Origin of the sequence: Microbacterium sp. Leaf288 (assembly GCF_001422925.1) — a bacterium.
Classification (GTDB): domain Bacteria; phylum Actinomycetota; class Actinomycetes; order Actinomycetales; family Microbacteriaceae; genus Microbacterium.
In genome coordinates, this window is record NZ_LMNI01000001.1 from 15,728 (window position 1) to 30,725 (window position 14,998).

The 14,998-nt window shown below is 66.7% G+C and carries 12 protein-coding genes; 9 read left to right on the forward strand and 3 right to left on the reverse strand.

What is annotated here, in order from left to right:
- Positions 1–211: 211 nt before the first annotated feature.
- From ASF40_RS00065 to ASF40_RS00075, 3 genes are read left to right on the forward strand one after another with little or no spacing between them, the layout of a single operon-like run.
- Positions 212–874, forward strand: coding sequence for a hypothetical protein (locus ASF40_RS00065; protein ID WP_235560068.1), 663 nt, complete (start codon positions 212–214; stop codon positions 872–874).
- An 8-nt stretch (positions 875–882) separates the two neighbouring features.
- Positions 883–2,175: an MFS transporter gene (locus ASF40_RS00070; protein ID WP_082496757.1), complete on the forward strand. Its 1,293-nt coding sequence runs from the start codon at positions 883–885 to the stop codon at positions 2,173–2,175.
- Positions 2,172–3,194 (forward strand): TolB family protein, encoded by a 1,023-nt coding sequence (locus ASF40_RS00075; RefSeq protein ID WP_056364708.1) that lies wholly within the window; start codon positions 2,172–2,174, stop codon positions 3,192–3,194. Before ASF40_RS00070 ends, ASF40_RS00075 begins: the two co-directional genes overlap by 4 nt.
- Before the next feature lie 16 nt (positions 3,195–3,210).
- On the opposite strand, the gene ASF40_RS00080 is transcribed toward ASF40_RS00075, so the two are convergent.
- Positions 3,211–3,624, reverse strand: coding sequence for a VanZ family protein (locus tag ASF40_RS00080; RefSeq protein WP_082496758.1), 414 nt, complete (start codon positions 3,622–3,624; stop codon positions 3,211–3,213).
- Between the two features lie 128 nt (positions 3,625–3,752).
- Here ASF40_RS00080 and ASF40_RS00085 point away from each other — a divergent pair, with 128 nt between their 5' ends.
- From ASF40_RS00085 to ASF40_RS20745, 5 genes are read left to right on the forward strand one after another with little or no spacing between them, the layout of a single operon-like run.
- Entirely contained in the window at positions 3,753–4,865 is a 1,113-nt protein-coding gene (locus ASF40_RS00085; RefSeq protein WP_200919402.1) for a DegT/DnrJ/EryC1/StrS family aminotransferase, read from the forward strand.
- Complete coding sequence (locus ASF40_RS00090) at positions 4,862–5,518, forward strand: NeuD/PglB/VioB family sugar acetyltransferase (RefSeq protein WP_056364716.1); 657 nt, start codon at positions 4,862–4,864, stop codon at positions 5,516–5,518. Before ASF40_RS00085 ends, ASF40_RS00090 begins: the two co-directional genes overlap by 4 nt.
- Entirely contained in the window at positions 5,515–6,624 is a 1,110-nt protein-coding gene (locus ASF40_RS00095) for a DegT/DnrJ/EryC1/StrS family aminotransferase (protein WP_056364719.1), read from the forward strand. Before ASF40_RS00090 ends, ASF40_RS00095 begins: the two co-directional genes overlap by 4 nt.
- 55 nt (positions 6,625–6,679) lie before the next feature.
- Positions 6,680–8,071, forward strand: a complete 1,392-nt coding sequence (locus tag ASF40_RS00100) for a lipopolysaccharide biosynthesis protein (protein WP_235560070.1) — start codon at positions 6,680–6,682, stop codon at positions 8,069–8,071.
- On the forward strand, positions 8,068–10,542 hold the full coding sequence (locus ASF40_RS20745; RefSeq protein WP_082496759.1) for a glycosyltransferase family 4 protein: 2,475 nt from the start codon (positions 8,068–8,070) through the stop codon (positions 10,540–10,542). Before ASF40_RS00100 ends, ASF40_RS20745 begins: the two co-directional genes overlap by 4 nt.
- On the opposite strand, the gene ASF40_RS00110 is transcribed toward ASF40_RS20745, so the two are convergent.
- Positions 10,539–11,390, reverse strand: a complete 852-nt coding sequence (locus tag ASF40_RS00110) for a glycosyltransferase (protein ID WP_162239834.1) — start codon at positions 11,388–11,390, stop codon at positions 10,539–10,541. The two genes, ASF40_RS20745 and ASF40_RS00110, sit on opposite strands and share 4 nt — an antisense overlap.
- Before the next feature lie 73 nt (positions 11,391–11,463).
- Here ASF40_RS00110 and ASF40_RS00115 point away from each other — a divergent pair, with 73 nt between their 5' ends.
- On the forward strand, positions 11,464–13,233 hold the full coding sequence (locus tag ASF40_RS00115; RefSeq protein WP_157549295.1) for a hypothetical protein: 1,770 nt from the start codon (positions 11,464–11,466) through the stop codon (positions 13,231–13,233).
- Here the strand turns inward: ASF40_RS00115 and ASF40_RS21570 are convergent.
- On the reverse strand, positions 13,230–14,888 hold the full coding sequence (locus tag ASF40_RS21570; protein WP_162239835.1) for a DUF4082 domain-containing protein: 1,659 nt from the start codon (positions 14,886–14,888) through the stop codon (positions 13,230–13,232). The genes ASF40_RS00115 and ASF40_RS21570 overlap by 4 nt on opposite strands.
- Between the last annotated feature and the right edge of the window lie 110 nt (positions 14,889–14,998).

Below are 14,998 nucleotides of genomic sequence, written 5' to 3' on the forward strand. Positions count from 1 at the left end.
ACGGCGTCGCCGGCCGCCAACAACCGGATCCGCGGTCACGAGCCGACGCGCTCCGCCAGGTGCACACTGGCGGTCATGCGCGCGGCGGTTGCCCATTCCCCCAACTGGGCGTGGCCGCGGGTCCCTGGGACGGCGCGTGAGGGCGTGCGGCGACGACACGGAACAGCATCGACCAGGGGTTAGGTCGCGAGAACGGTTGGGGGGGCCGCCGATGGAGGATCGGCAGGAAGCTAAGACGGCGAGCCGGGCAAGGCTCACGCCGGCGATGTGGCGCGTGCTGATCGCCGTGGGCGTCGTCGTGCTCGTGCTCGTCGGGGCCGCCGTGTGGTTCTTCACTGCGTCGGCCGGCGAGACGGCCGAAACCGCGGCCACGCCGCCCGTTCCTTCTCCGTCGGCATCCGTCACTCAAGGACCCCTGCCGGACGCGACGCCCACGACAGGGAGCGAGGTGCCCCAGACGCCCGAGAGCGAGACAGAGACGGACAGCGCAGGCGGCCTCCCGGCCCTGCCGCCACCGGCCTCGCTGCTCACGGAACCGCTGCCGGAGTCGGCCTCGGGCAGTGGGCAGCTCGTCGATGGGTTTCCCGCAGAGGTCATGGGTCCCGCACCGGGGGCGGAAGTCGTGCAGAACGACATCGCGACGGAGGGCGGCGTGATGCAGGTGTCGCTCCTGGCACGGACGGATGCCTCGCCGGAGCAGGTCAGCGACCACTATGCGAAGCTGTGGGCGTCGAAGGGGCTGGTGGCCGCGCCGCCGAGCCCTGACGGGTCGCTCTCGTATACGAGCGCTTTCGACTCGCTGACCCTCGCATTCACGCCTGCCGCCGGCACCGGCACGGTGTACATGGTGCACGGCGTCTTCCGGACGAGCTGACCCTCGTCATGTACATCTCCTTCTCGAACACACCCGAGCCCGGGGAGCAGGAGGGCGCGCCGTCCGCGATGAAGCCGCACAGCCCCGCCGGGATCCGCGCCGTCTCGTCGACCGTCATCACGCTCGGCATCGTCTCGATGCTGACCGACATCTCATCGGAGTCCGTTTCGGCGATCCTGCCGTTGTACATCACGGGGGTGCTCGGACTCTCGACGATCGCGTTCGGATTCCTCGACGGGCTCTACCAGGGCGTGAGCGCGCTCGTGCGGATCGCCGGAGGGCATGTCTCAGACCGCCTCGACCAGCCGAAGTGGGTGGCCTTCACCGGCTACGCGCTCGCCGCGGTCGCCCGGCTCGGCCTGCTCTTCGGCTCCGGCTTCGCCGCGATCACCGCCGTGATAACGGCCGATCGTGTGGGGAAAGGGATCCGCACCGCGCCGCGGGACGCGCTCATCACTGCCGCCTCCGAACCGGAGAGGCTGGGCATCTCGTTCGGCGCGCATCGGACACTCGACAACATCGGTGCGGCCGTCGGCCCGCTGCTGGCGTTCTTCATCCTGCTGGTGATCCCCGACGGCTACGAAACGATCTTCGCGACCTCCTTCGGATTCGCGACAATCGGCGTCGTGATCCTCGGTGTCGTGGTGCCGAACGTGCGCACCCGCCCCCGCCCAGCCACCCTTGGGGAGCCGGATGCCGCGCCGCGGGTTCGGTTCGACTGGAAGATCGTGACGAACGGCCCGATGCGCCGCGTGCTCGCCGCGGCCGGCCTGCTGGGGCTCCTGACGATCGGGGACGGCTTCGTCTATCTCGTGCTGCAGTCACGCGGCAGTTTCGCCGCCCAGTGGTTCCCTCTCTTCTATGTCGGCACGAACGTCGCCTTCCTCGCGCTCGCCATCCCCCTGGGAGCTCTCGCCGACCGCATCGGCCGCACGCGCGTCTTCGTGTGGGGGCATGCGGCGTTGCTCGCCGCCTACATCACCGCTGCGCTGCCGGTCGCGGACGTCGCCGCGACCGTGCTGTGCCTCGTGTTCCTCGGCGCCTTCTACGCGGCGACAGACGGAGTGCTCGCCGCGCTGGCCGCGCAGCTGACGACACCCGAGACCCGCGGGACCGGCATCGCGGCCGCGCAGACAGTGGTCGCGCTCACCCGGTTCGTCTCGGCGGTGGGATTCGGATTCCTCTGGTATGCGCTCGGACGCGAGACCTCGATGCTCGTCGTTGCCGGCCTCCTCGCCATGGCGATTCCGGTCGCCGCGCTGCTGCTCAGGCCCGTCATGCCTGTGAGGGGCGAGTCATGACGGAGCGGGCGAAGTGGTTGCTTGTCGCACTGATCTCGGTGATCGTGATCGGCATCGCGGCCGGCGTCGGCGTGTTCGGCTGGCTCCAGTACCAGGCGAGGGGATCCGGCCCCAGCGAGATCGCCACCTCCTCCTCCCACGACTGGGCGACGGGCGACCGTGTGGTGTTCCGTAACACCGCGGCAGGCGACGGCTACGGTCAGGTCGCCAGCGTCGCGCTCAGCGATCCGCAGGGACCCCGAGCTCTCGTGGACCGTGCCTGTGACCGGGTCGCCGCGTCCGACGCCGAGTTCATCTGCCTGAGGACCGAGCGAGGGGTGGTCCCCCGCTACACGGCGACCCTCTACACAGATGACGGCGCCCAAGTGGAGTCGTGGCCGCTGTCAGGCATCCCGAGCCGCGCCCGGATCTCTCCCGACGGTGCGCTGGTCGCGACGACCTCCTTCGTGACCGGCCACTCATACGCGACGGTGGGCTTCTCGACGCAGACCGAGGTGCACACCACCGATGGACGCGACTTCGGCGATCTGGAGGAGTACGCGCTCATCATCGACGGCGAAGTGGTCTCCCCCGTTGATCGCAATTACTGGGGCGTGACATTCATCGACGACACGAGCTTCTACGCGACCGCCGGGCTGACGACGATCGGCACGACCTACTTGGTGCGCGGTGACCTGGAGAATCGGACTCTCACCGCCGTCGCATCCGGAGTGGAGTGCCCGTCGCTCTCGCCGGACGGCTCACGCATCGCGTTCAAGCGCGTCACTTCAGGGTCGGGACCGACTGCGCATTGGACGCCGGCGATCATGGATCTCGCCGGGGGAACCGTGCGCGTGCTGGACACGGAGACCCGCGATGTCGATGACCAGATCGCCTGGCTCGATGACGACACGATCCTGTACGGACTGCCGCGCGAACGTGCGCCCGGCGACACGGACGTCTGGTCCCTCCCTGCCGACGGCTCTGGGTCACCCGAGATGTTCATCGAGCACGCCTGGTCCCCGTCGGTGGTGCCGTAATGCCCGGACTCGATCGCTACGGTTCCCGGCGATCGCGCCGGACGACGAACAGCCACGCGAGCGCTGCCCCCAGCGCCGCTCCGAGCGCATTCGCCAGGATGTCTCGCAGGCTCGGTTGCCGCGAGGGAATGACGAGCTGGGCGAGCTCGGCGGCGACCGACAGAGCAAGTGCGAGCAAGACACCGAACCAAGGACGTCGGAAGAGCAGCGTCAGCAAGAGACCGAGCGGAAGGAACATGAAGACGTTCGCGATGGACTCGATCCAACCCGCGCCGAACCCGCCGACGCCGAGCGTCGTGTCGAGCCATTCCGCGATGGCTTGCACGATCGTCGCGTACGAGATCGGCAAGAGCACAACCAGCGCGACCGTTGTCGCATATGCCGCGAGGCAGATGAGTACCCAACGGCGCCGGCGGAGCTCTTCTGGCATCGGTCACCTCTGTCATCTGCATGATGCCGGTCCTGAAGGGAAATCCCAAGCATGAGCGAACAACTGAGCGAGTCGGAACGTGCGGAATTCCAACGCACGGGGACAAGCCGATGAATCGCATCAATGTGATGAAGCCTTGGCTGGGGGCCGAGGAGATCGCCGCGGTCACGGCGGTACTCGAGTCCGGCTGGGTGGCTCAGGGACCACGCGTCGCTGAGTTCGAGATCGCCTTCGCCGCACGACAGGGCGCCCACCGTGCCGTGGCGCTCTCGTCGTGCACCACAGCACTGCAGCTGGCTCTCGTGGTGGCCGGCGTCGGCGACGGGGATGAGGTGATCATCCCGTCGTTCTCGTTCATCGCCACGACCAACTGCGTGCGCTATGTCGGCGCAACTCCCGTCTTCGCGGATGTCGAAGTCACCACCGGCAACCTCGCCGTGGCCACCATCGAGCCCGTCGTCACCGAGCGCACCAAGGCGATCATCGGCGTCGACCAAGGAGGCGTTCCACTAGACCTCGACCCGATCCGCCGGTTCGCCGACGCGCGGGGCATCATCGTCATCGAGGACGCAGCCTGCGGCGCGGGATCGACCTATCGTGGCCGCGCGGTCGGAACCGGTGCCGAACTGACCACCTGGTCGTTCCACCCACGCAAGATCCTCACCACCGGCGAAGGTGGAATGCTGACGACGTCGCGGGACGACTGGGCGGATCGCGCGAGGAAGTTGCGCGAGCACGCCATGAGCGACTCTGCGGCGGACCGCCATGGCAGTGTCCTGCCGGCCCCCGAGAGCTACGACGAAGTCGGTTACAACTTCCGGATGACGGACCTGCAGGCGGCGGTCGGCCTCGCACAACTCGATCGACTCCACGAGGCGGTCCTCCGCAGGCGAGCGCTCGCCCACCGGTACTCCGAGGCCATCGCTGACGTCCCTGGGCTCAGAGCCGTCGCCGACCCGGACTACGGAACCTGCAACTTCCAGTCCTACTGGGTCGAGGTCCAAGACGACTACCCGCTGGACCGTGAGGGCGTGCTGGGGGCACTCGCGCAGGCCGAGATATCCGCTCGGCGCGGAATCATGGCCGCGCATCGCCAGGCTCCATACCGCGATCTCGCCCCCGTGGGTTCGCTCCCGAATACGGAGCGACTGACGGACAACACCCTGATCCTGCCGCTCTACCACGAGTTGACCCAGGCGGAGCAGGAGCGGGTCATCGCGGTGCTGGTCGAGGGAGCATGACCGTGCCGATCATCCTGGTCACCGCCGGCGGGCTGGCTCGCGAGACGGCTTCCGCCTGCCTGCATCCCGGCTGGAGCGGGGGAACGCTTCTCGGATACCTGGATGATGACCCCGCGAAGGCCGGGACGACCATTGCGGGTCTGCCCGTACTAGGCACCCTGCAGCGTGTCGACGAACATCCCGAGGCGAAGCTGGTGGTGTGCGCGGGGAAGGGTGCGAGCCGCCGGTCCATCGTCGGACGACTTGCTGAGCGGGGCATCGGGGCCGACCGTTATGCAACGATCATCGACCCGTCGGTTCATGTGCCGGCGAGCTGCACGGTCGGTGTCGGCAGCATCCTGCTCGGGGGCACCGTGCTGACCGCGGACGTGCGCGTCGGCGCGCACGTCGTGTGCATGCCGAACGTCGTGCTCACTCATGACGACGTTCTCGGCGACTTCGCCACCCTTGCCGCAGGGGTGGTCCTGGGCGGCACCGTCCACGTCGGGGAAGCCGCATACATCGGAATGAACGCCTCGGTTCGTGAGCAGCGAAGTGTCGGCGCGGAGGCGACTCTGGGCATGGGATCGGTCCTGTTGTCCGACCAGCCCGCGGAAACGATCTGGGCCGGAGTCCCTGCCCGCAGCCTGACGAGGGCGAGGGAGCCGAAGTGAACATCCCGTTGGTCGACTTGCGCGCCCAGGCCGCTGAGATCGCCGACGAGGTCGAGCCTCAGGTTCTGGAGGTCCTCCGTGCCGCCTGCTACGTCGGCGGTCCCCACGTCGCGGCATTCGAGAGAGAGTTCGCCGAGTTCGTCGGCGTCGCACACGCGATCGGCGTCGCGAACGGCACAGATGCCGTGGAGTTGGCGCTGCGTGCCGTGGGCGTCGGTGCCGGTGACGAAGTGATCATGCCGGCGAACACCTTCATCGCCACCGCCGAGGCCGCGTCCCGCATCGGGGCGATCCCCGTGCCGGCCGACGTCGACCGCGATCACCTGCTCATCTCACCCGACGCCGTCGCCGCGGCGATCACCGAGAGGACCCGCGCGATCGTTCCGGTCCATCTCTACGGCCAGGTCGCTCCGGTCGAAGCACTCGAGGCGATCGCCGCCGCAGCGAATCTTCCGATCGTCGAGGACGGCGCTCAGTCCCAGGGCGCTACCCGCCACGGCCGTTGTGCGGGAAGCATCGGCGCGATCGCCGCGACGTCGTTCTACCCGGGCAAGAACCTGGGCGCGTCCGGCGACGCCGGGGCGGTGACGACCGATGATCCGGACCTGGCCAAGACCGTACGTCTGATGGCGAACCATGGTTCTGCGACCAGGTACGTACACGACGTCGTCGGTATGAACTCGCGACTGGACGCGATTCACGCCGTGACGCTGCGCGCGAAGCTCGCCCGACTGAACGACTGGAACGCCCGCCGTCGCGAGGCATCCGACCGCTATGCGGAGCTGCTCGCCGATGTCCCGAGCGTGGTCCTTCCGCAGACGATGCCCGGCAACAGCGACGTCTGGCACCTCTATGTGATCCGGGTCGCTGAGCGCGATCGCGTGCTCGCGGAGCTCACGGCGGCCGGGGTCGGCGCCGGCGTGCATTATCCAGATCCCTGGTACCTCACGCGGGCATACGCTCACCTGGGGTACCAGCCGGGCGCGGCGCCGATCGCTGAGCGTGCAGCGAGCGAACTGCTCTCCCTGCCCATGCATCCGCACCTGACACGGGAGCATCAGGTGGCCGTCGCCACGGCATTGCGAAATGCGGTGTGCGATGATTGACGACCGCGCCAAAGGCTCGGTGGCGCACCGCGCGTCCAGAGCGTTGGGCTGGAGCATGCTGAACACGATCGCGTCGCGCCTCGGCACGCTCGTGATCGGGATCGTGCTGGCCCGCGTGCTCGGCCCGTCCGATTTCGGCGTGTTCGCGATCGCGACGGTGACGATGCTCGCGGTGCTCAGCTTCAACGAGCTGGGCGTCAGCTTGGCGATCGTGCGGTGGCCCGACGATCCCGCGCGCATCGCCCCGACGGTGAACACGATCTCGGTGAGCACCAGTGCCCTGCTGACGGTCCTCCTCGTCATCTGCGCTCCTTCGATCTCCGCCGCACTGGGCGATGTGAGAGCGACTCCCGTCGTCCAGGTGATGGCGCTGGCGATCCTGATCAACGGGTTGGTGGCCACACCGGCGGCGATGCTCCAACGCGAGTTCATGCAGAAGCAACGAGCCATCGCGGATCAGACCAACGCGTGGCTGGGTGCGATCGTCTCGCTCGCGCTGGCGCTGGCGGGAATGGGCCCCATGAGTCTGGCGATCGGCCGACTGGCAGGGAGCATCGTCTCGGCGGCGATGCTGTGGTGGTGGTCCCCGGCGCCCTACCGGTTCGGATGGGACCGCGTGGTCGCCAAGCGGCTCGTCGCATTCGGCATGCCGCTCGCGGCCGCGAGCATCGTGGTCTTCGCCTCCGGCTATGCGGATCAGATCATCGTGGGATCCCAGCTCGGCGCAGAGGCCCTGGGCTTCTACGTGCTGGCGTTCAGCCTGGCGAGCTGGCCGGTCTCGATCTTCTCGCAGCCGTTGCGCGCCGTCGCCCCGGCCGCGTTCGCAAAACTGCAGCAGGATCGGGAGGCCATGGTGCGGAACTTCTTGCGAGTTCTCCGCATGCTGACCATCGTCGCCATTCCCGCATGTCTGGCCATCAGCGGTGCGGCGACGCCCATCATCGCGTTCCTCTATGGTCCCCAGTGGCTGCCCGCTGCAGACGTCCTCGTCTTCCTCGCCGCGCTTGCGGCACTGAAGGTCTGGTTCGAACTCATCTATGACTACCTCGTCGTTCTCAGCCGGTCGAGATCGGTTCTCGTCATCCAGCTGATCTGGTTCGTCACCGCGGTACCGGCGATGCTGGCGGGTGTCGCGCTCATGGGTGCACCCGGAGCCGCACTCGGGCAGCTCGCAGCAGTCGGCGTCGTAGTTCTGCCCTGCTATCTCATCGTCCTTCGCCGCGTCGGAGTTCGAACGTTCGCGTTCATCGGCGCGGTGGCCCTGCCGACAGCGGCGGGCTTGGTGCTGTGGTGCGGATGCTGGCTGATCTCCCGCATCGTGTCACCGCCCCCGCTCGCGGCAGTCAGCGCCGGAGTCCTGGCCATCCTGGTGATCGCTGCGTTGGCATCCTGGCGGCGGGCTGATGTACGCCTCGTTCGACGTGCAATGAAGGGCGGTGGGCCGTGAGAATCCTGGTGTACCCCCATGACCTGAACATGGGCGGCAGCCAGATGAACGCGATCGAGTTGGCGGCGGCGGTTCGCGATCTCGGACATCACTGCCTCATCTACGGTCGACGCGGCGTCCTGTGCGACCGCATCCGAGAGCTGGACCTCGAGTTCATCTCTTCGCCGGATCCAGGGAGGCGCCCGTCAGTGCGGGTGGCGCGTGATCTGCATGAGGTGGCCGCACACCGTGGCGTCGATCTGATCCATGGCTACGAGTGGCCCCCCGGTCTTGAGGCAGGGATCACCTCGCGGAGGTGGCCGTCCGTCGCCAGCGTCTGCACCGTCATGTCGATGGCGGTGGCTCCGTTCATCCCGAGGTGGATGCCGCTCATCGTGGGGACCGCGCAGATCGCCGCATACGAACGTGCCCACGGCCGTCCAGTCGTGCATCTCCTCGAGCCGCCCGTGGATCTCCACCACAACAAGCCGGTGGCCGAATCAGCTCTGACCGCATTCCGCAATTCCTGGGGCCTCCATCACCGGCCCATCGTCGCCTGTGTCGGAAGGTTGGCGACGGAGCTGAAGGCTGAGGGCGTTCTCACCGCAATCGATGTTGCGGGAAGATCCGCCGCAGGGCCGAATCGGTTTCATCTCGTCCTCGTCGGTGATGGCCCGGCTCGACCTCTCATCGAGTCGGCCGCTGCCGATGTGAACCGGCGGGCGGGCGAGAAGATCGTCGTCCTCACCGGAGAGCTCTCCGATCCGAGACCGGCCTACGCCGTGGCCGATGTGGTCCTCGGCATGGGCGGTTCCGCGCTGCGATCGTTGGCCTTTTCAAAGCCCCTCATCGTGCAGGGCGAACGCGGTTTCTACAAGACACTGAGTCCGACCACATCCGACACCTTTCTCTGGCAGGGGTGGTACGGCGTGGGCGACGGGTCGTCCATCGGATCCGAGAAGCTCGCCGCCGAGCTGGACCCGCTCCTTCGCTCTGAGGACGAACGACGAAGACTCGGTGAATTCGGCCGTGAACTGGTACAGCGGTTCTCGCTGGAGCGCGCGGCCGAGAAGCAGCTGCAGATCTATCGCGAGGCTGTCGATGCGACGAGGCGTGGCTCATCCATCCAGCTCGAGGATCTCCGTGCCGGCAGTACGTTCGTCGCGCACTACGCAAGGAAGAAGGCCGCCCGCCTCACCGGGCATAGGCAGGCGGACGACTTCAACGCGCACCCTGTCGCGGGGCTGAAGACGGCGGAGGGGACTGCACCGCGAAACGACGGCGGGATGCGGCAGAGCGTCGATCTGAAAGAGCCGCTCGACGCGGATTCTGGCTCGCTGGTGTACTTCGCGGGTGTCGACTGGGATGCCGTCGTCGGGACTGATCGGATGCTCGTGCAGGCACTGGCACAGAAGACGCACGTGATCTGGGTTGATCCACCGCAGTCCGTGTGGTCGGCCTACCGTCGCGGCGTCGATGTTGCCCGTGTCAGCAACAGTGCCTACAACGTGACGAGACTTCACACGTATGTTCCACCGGGAGTGAGCAGAACAGGGATTCGCGAGATCTCGGAGCAGGCAACGATACGGAATGTGAAGAGGCTTCTTCGCGAGGAGCAGATCGTCGTGTTCGCCGCCATTGCGTCAGGTACGCAGTCCTTCTTGAGCCGCCTCGCGATTCCCGGCGCGATGAAGATCTTCTTCGCGACCGACGATATGGTCGCCGGCGCACGACTGTGGGGAATGTCGCCGGACAAGATCCTCAAAGACCGAGAAATGAACCTGCGCGCGGCGGACTTGACGTTGGCGGTGACTCCAGAGCTAGCCGGCGAACTACGACGGGAGGACACCCCCGTGCGCCTCTTTCCCAACGGCTTCGACGATGACCGCTACCGTGACATCGCTACAGTCCGACCGGCCGCTGACATCTGGCTGGATCGGCCCATCATCGGCGTGTTCGGACAGTTCAATGAACGCACGGACATCACCCTCCTGCGCGCCGTGCAGGAGGCCGGCCTGAGCCTCTTGTTGGTCGGGCCACGGTACTTCGCCACGAGCGACGCATCGACGGCCTTCCAAGAACTCGTTGCCTCTCCTCGCGTCCAGTACATCGACCGTGTCTCCCCGAGTCTTCTTCCGGGGTACATGAAAGCTCTGCGCGTTGGTCTGACACCGTATGTCGACAGTGCATTCAATCGGCGGAGTTTCCCTCTCAAGACACTCGACTATCTGGCCGCCGGTGTGCCCGTTGTGGCATCCAATGTGGCCCCCGTCACTGACCTGGATCGACGGTTCGTTCGCACAGCCGACGGCCCGCGCGAGTTCATCGAGAAGATCGTCGATCTGCTTGGTGAGAGTTACTCGCCGAGAGAGATCCAGCGCTCCGTGGACGGACTGTCATGGACGTGCAGAGCGACCGAACTGTTTCGCATTCTCAGCGAGATCGAGTCTGGCCAAGCGCGCGCAGAAAAGGGGACGCCATGGTGGTCTTAGCGTCGGCTGCTCTCGTCCCGCAGCCACGTCGTGAAGTCGCCGGAGCGGACTCGGCGCCGAGAGGCAAGCCTGGAAACGACCGTGATCACGCCGAAGACGACGACCTTGAGCGGGTTTGCCGGGTGGGCGAGCGAAATCCGGAGAAGGTCGGCAGCCTTCGTTCGCGACTCGTCCGCACGCAGTGCGAGGTCGTCGAGTTGAGCATTGCCAGTGACGACTCGGATCCGCCTTCGAATGAGGTCCTTGACGGTGCGTGGGACCGCGATTGTGACGATCGCCGACTCGACGATGACACGCTCTTGCGGGGAGAAGGCGTCCGAGATCGCCAGATCGTCCGACATCACGCGCGGCAGCGAGCGTGCGCGCGCGAGGGCCTCCGGCGACATGGCGATGACCCCGCGCCCGAAGACACCATCCTTCACCCCAGGAAGCTGTCGCCAGACCTCGTAGTACCACCGCACCGGTGCTGCTGCACCGCGGACGTCGAGCTTCCGAGTCGGCGCGGCGACGTGGATGGGCGGGCGGAGCGCGGAGAGCAGTTCAGCGATCGCGGCCCAGGTGATGATCACGTCGGCGTCGACATATACCCGGTACGGCATGTTCGCGTGGAGGTCACCGACGTCGAGAGCTGCCCGCTTGCTTGGCTCGGGAATCTCCACAACCTGAACGTCCGGAAATCGCCTCGCCACGTCAGCCGTGTCGTCCGTGCAGCCATTGCACACCACGATGATCTGGCGTCGCTCCGCGGGGCTTTGGCCGTCTACCAGCTCCTGCAGAAGGAGCCCTATCCGGCTGCCCTCGTTGTGCGCGGGGACGATGATGCTTGCGGCGTGCTGGATCTGAGGCACGCAGCCATGATGACACCCCGGGATGCGACGGCGGTACCCGATGGTTACGCGAGCCCACATCGCAACGAGGCGGATGAAAGGTGATGCCATGACGCCAGGGGAGCGCGACTACCTTCATCGCGGAGTCATTTCATTCCTGCCGAAGAATGGCCGGCGTCCGGGCGTCGACCGTCTGCGCGATCGTATGGGAGTCCATCCTGATGGATTCGGCCCCGTGCAAGGCATCTCCGAGAGCTGGTCCTGGAACACGTCGCCGACGAAGGAGGGAGGCGCCGTCCTCCTCAGCGTGGGGGCGCGGCAAGGAGGGCACGATCTCGCCGCGGGGGACGTCCTGTCTTCGATGGGGGACCCGATGCTGGCCGCCCACTGCTCTTCACCGTATGCCGCGATGCGGCCGGGGCGCGAAGGCATCAGCGTGGTCATCGACTCGCTCGGCTTCCGTCAGATGTACGGGCTCGTGACAAGCGACTTCTCGGCTGTTTCGACATCGGCTCTCGCACTGTCCCTTCTGGCTGATGACGTGCGGATGAATCACGAAGCGCTCGCGCTGCAGAGTCACCTGGGCTGGCAGCTGGGCCATCAGACGCTGATCCAGGACGTCGAGGTCTTGCCGTCGAGTGGTCTGATGACCGAGACAGGGTATGTCCCCGCGGATCGCTCCATGTCCGGGACTCCCCGGTCGAAAGATCCTGTCCGAGATGCCGCGGAAATGCTTCGAACACTCTTGAGCGGGTACCTGGATGAGCATCCCGATGCCGAACTGCAGCTGACGGGTGGCCTCGACTCACGAATCATCCTTGCGGCTATTCCGCCGAGTCGCCGGCCAGGTCTTCGCGCGATGACTCTACGAGCGCCGGACAGCGAGGACGCCAGCATCGCCGCCGCCATTTCTGGCAGGTACGGACTCAGGCACGAAGTCAAGGACCTCATCGGTCCCGGCGTCCTCGACCCGGCCGAGGCGTTCCGGATGTGCTGCGCGGCTGCTCACCGGATCGAGGCAAGCGCGGATCCGATCGCGCGCGCCGCCGTCGACCTGGCGGAAGGGGCTCTCGGCGATGCGCCACGGATCGAGGGGCTCGGCGGCGAAGTGGCTCGAGGGTTCTACTATCTGGGGTCACCCCGCTGGAGCCGCATCAGCGATCGTCGCATCCGGCGGCTCGCGCAATGGCGGCTCTTCTCCAACGAAGCGGTGTCGGCCGAGATCTTCGCACCGGACTTCGGCCGATGGGCGGCGGATTCGGCGCTGCGGCAGGTGGGGTCGGCGCTGCGGTCGGAGTCCGACTCGGACTGGCTGGAAGCCGTCGACGGGCTGTATCTGCACCAGAGAATGCGACGGTGGGCCGGCTCCCTGGCGTCTGCCACGTGCTTCGAGCGAGCAAAGTTCAACCCCATGCTCGATCGAGCGTTCTTGGAGCTCGTGGGAACTCTGACTCCCGCCGAGAAGCAGAATGCCTTGTTCCTGGCTCGCGTGCTCGTCGAGCTCGACCCCGACCTGGCGAACATTCCGCTGGACGGCCGGCCGACTCCGGCCGTGATCGCCTCGCGCTCCCGTTCCGGGCGCATCGTGAACACACGAGGGAAGCTGGTGAAGGCGGCGCGGAAAGTCCGTGCGCGAGTGTCTGGGTCGGCACCCCCGCCGGTGGGCGGGGAGCTCCTCGCGACGCTGGTCGTCGGTCATCTGCGATCGGATCGCGACGCCATCGAAGCACTCGCCGCCCACGACTTCATCAGCGCAGAGTGGCTGTCGAAGTTCGTGGACGGCGAGGTCGCTCCGTCTGTGGCGACGTGTTCCTTCCTGGTGAACCTGCTGGCGTTCGGTTCCCGGGTGTGGCGGACCTCCTAGCCGCCTACCGCCTTGAGGTCCTGGTCGCAGTAGTTGCGGGACAGCTCGTTTCCGGTTCCCGCCTTGTAGAAGGCGATCGCCCCATAGACCCAGTCGCCGCAGACGAACCGATTGCCGAGGATCTTGATGTTGGTCGCAGGCTGGGATGCGTCATACGAATCACCGCTGTTGCCACCGAAGATCGTGTAGGCGCCGCCCGAGATCAAGTTGTCCTCGAGCGTCGTGTTCTGCGCGTGGCCGAAGTCCGCGTAGATGGTGAGCGCTGCCGAGAGCCCGCCGCCTCCACTGGTCGGAGTATTCGCCAAGAGGGCGGTGTTGTGCCGCACGGTGACCTGGAGAGCCCCACCGTGTGTCGAGATCCCGGAGTGGTGATCACCGGGCAGGTGGCCCAGGTCGTGGATCCAGTTGTCGGTGATCGTTCCGTTGTATTCGACGGTGATGCCGTTACCGGTACCCGAGATGTCGTTGCCCTGGACCACCACGTTCGGCGCCTCGCCGTAGATGTCCCGTACACCGGAGCGTGCACGGTGCGTGCAGCCCGCCGGTGTGCCGATCAACTCGTTCCTCTGGATGGTCGCGTTGGATCCCCGGTACGAGGCGTCCGAACCGCGGTATCGGATCGCGATGACGTCGTTGTCCGATGAACCGCCGCACACGCTGACGCGGGAGTCGGTGAGGAGTGCGTTCGGGTGATCGATCACGACCTGGCCGGCGATGTCGAGATTCTTCATCACTGCTCCGGCCGCCGTCGTACGCACGACCTTCAGGTTGCTGTCCCATCTCCAGCCGGGGCCGGACGTCGCCTGTGCGGGGACGCTGGTGAAGGTCCCGGTGTTGGGGCCGGTGTTGGTGGCGTCCGGGTAGCCGCACTTGCTGGGCCGCTCCGCACAGTTCACCGACGTGCCGGTGCCGCCACCGCTCGTCGGGGTGGGCGTGGGAGTCGGAGTCGTGCTTGTGGGTGTCGGCGTGGGGGTTGCCGTCGGCTGCGGAGTCGGGGTCGGGGTCGTCGTCGGCGTGGGGGTTGCCGTCGCCCGGGGAGTCGCGGTCGGAGAAGTCGTCGGCGTGGGGGTTGCCGTCGGCTGGTTCCCGTCTCGGGACGACGGTTCGAAGCGGATGTCCACGAGATAGTTCGAGCCCTTGTAGGAGTTCCGCGGGAAGCTAGACGCTCCATAGCTGTATACGCCGGCGTTGGCGGGGAGGGTGAACCCGTTCTGGTTCCGTGTGCGAAGCAGGTCGTTCTCGGTGACCGGGTAGCGGCCGCGCGGCGCGTGATACGAGACGACGTAGGTCTTGCCTGCTTGGAGGCTGACGGCCTGCTTCAGCGCGACGGTGCGCCAGCCTTCCTGCGACGTGGGGGCGAACTGCGTCGTCGCCAGCCGTCGACCATCCGCTGACCACAGTGATGCCGTGGTCACCCCGGAGGTGCGAGCGCCCTGGTAGTACTGCAGGGCGGTTACGTCGCCGTTCGCATCGGGCCGGAAAGTGACTCCGAGCTCCACCGCGGTGACGTCGGAGTCGGCGGAGACCTTGGGCGTCAGATCATCCGCAAAAATGCCTGTGGGCACCGGGCCTGCGACGGCCGGTACAGCCACCAGGGCGGTTGCGGCGATCACTCCGGCACCCAGGAGTGCCGTGAGCCATCGAGTCCACGTCACTCTTTGGGAATGCGCCCGGCGTGCGCCGGCGCGAGTCTGAGGGGGTGTTTTACGCATGCGTATACTCCCATGCATTGGGGATTCGGGGGAAGGGCCCAGCGTAACTCGGA

Coding starts and splice junctions, on each gene's coding strand:
- ASF40_RS00065 (WP_235560068.1), top strand. CDS start 212: ATGGAGGATCGGCAGGAAGCTAAGACGGCGAGCCGGGCAAGGCTCACG.
- ASF40_RS00070 (WP_082496757.1), top strand. CDS start 883: ATGTACATCTCCTTCTCGAACACACCCGAGCCCGGGGAGCAGGAGGGC.
- ASF40_RS00075 (WP_056364708.1), top strand. CDS start 2,172: ATGACGGAGCGGGCGAAGTGGTTGCTTGTCGCACTGATCTCGGTGATC.
- ASF40_RS00080 (WP_082496758.1), bottom strand. CDS start 3,624: ATGCCAGAAGAGCTCCGCCGGCGCCGTTGGGTACTCATCTGCCTCGCG.
- ASF40_RS00085 (WP_200919402.1), top strand. CDS start 3,753: ATGAAGCCTTGGCTGGGGGCCGAGGAGATCGCCGCGGTCACGGCGGTA.
- ASF40_RS00090 (WP_056364716.1), top strand. CDS start 4,862: ATGACCGTGCCGATCATCCTGGTCACCGCCGGCGGGCTGGCTCGCGAG.
- ASF40_RS00100 (WP_235560070.1), top strand. CDS start 6,680: ATGCTGAACACGATCGCGTCGCGCCTCGGCACGCTCGTGATCGGGATC.
- ASF40_RS00115 (WP_157549295.1), top strand. CDS start 11,464: ATGAAAGGTGATGCCATGACGCCAGGGGAGCGCGACTACCTTCATCGC.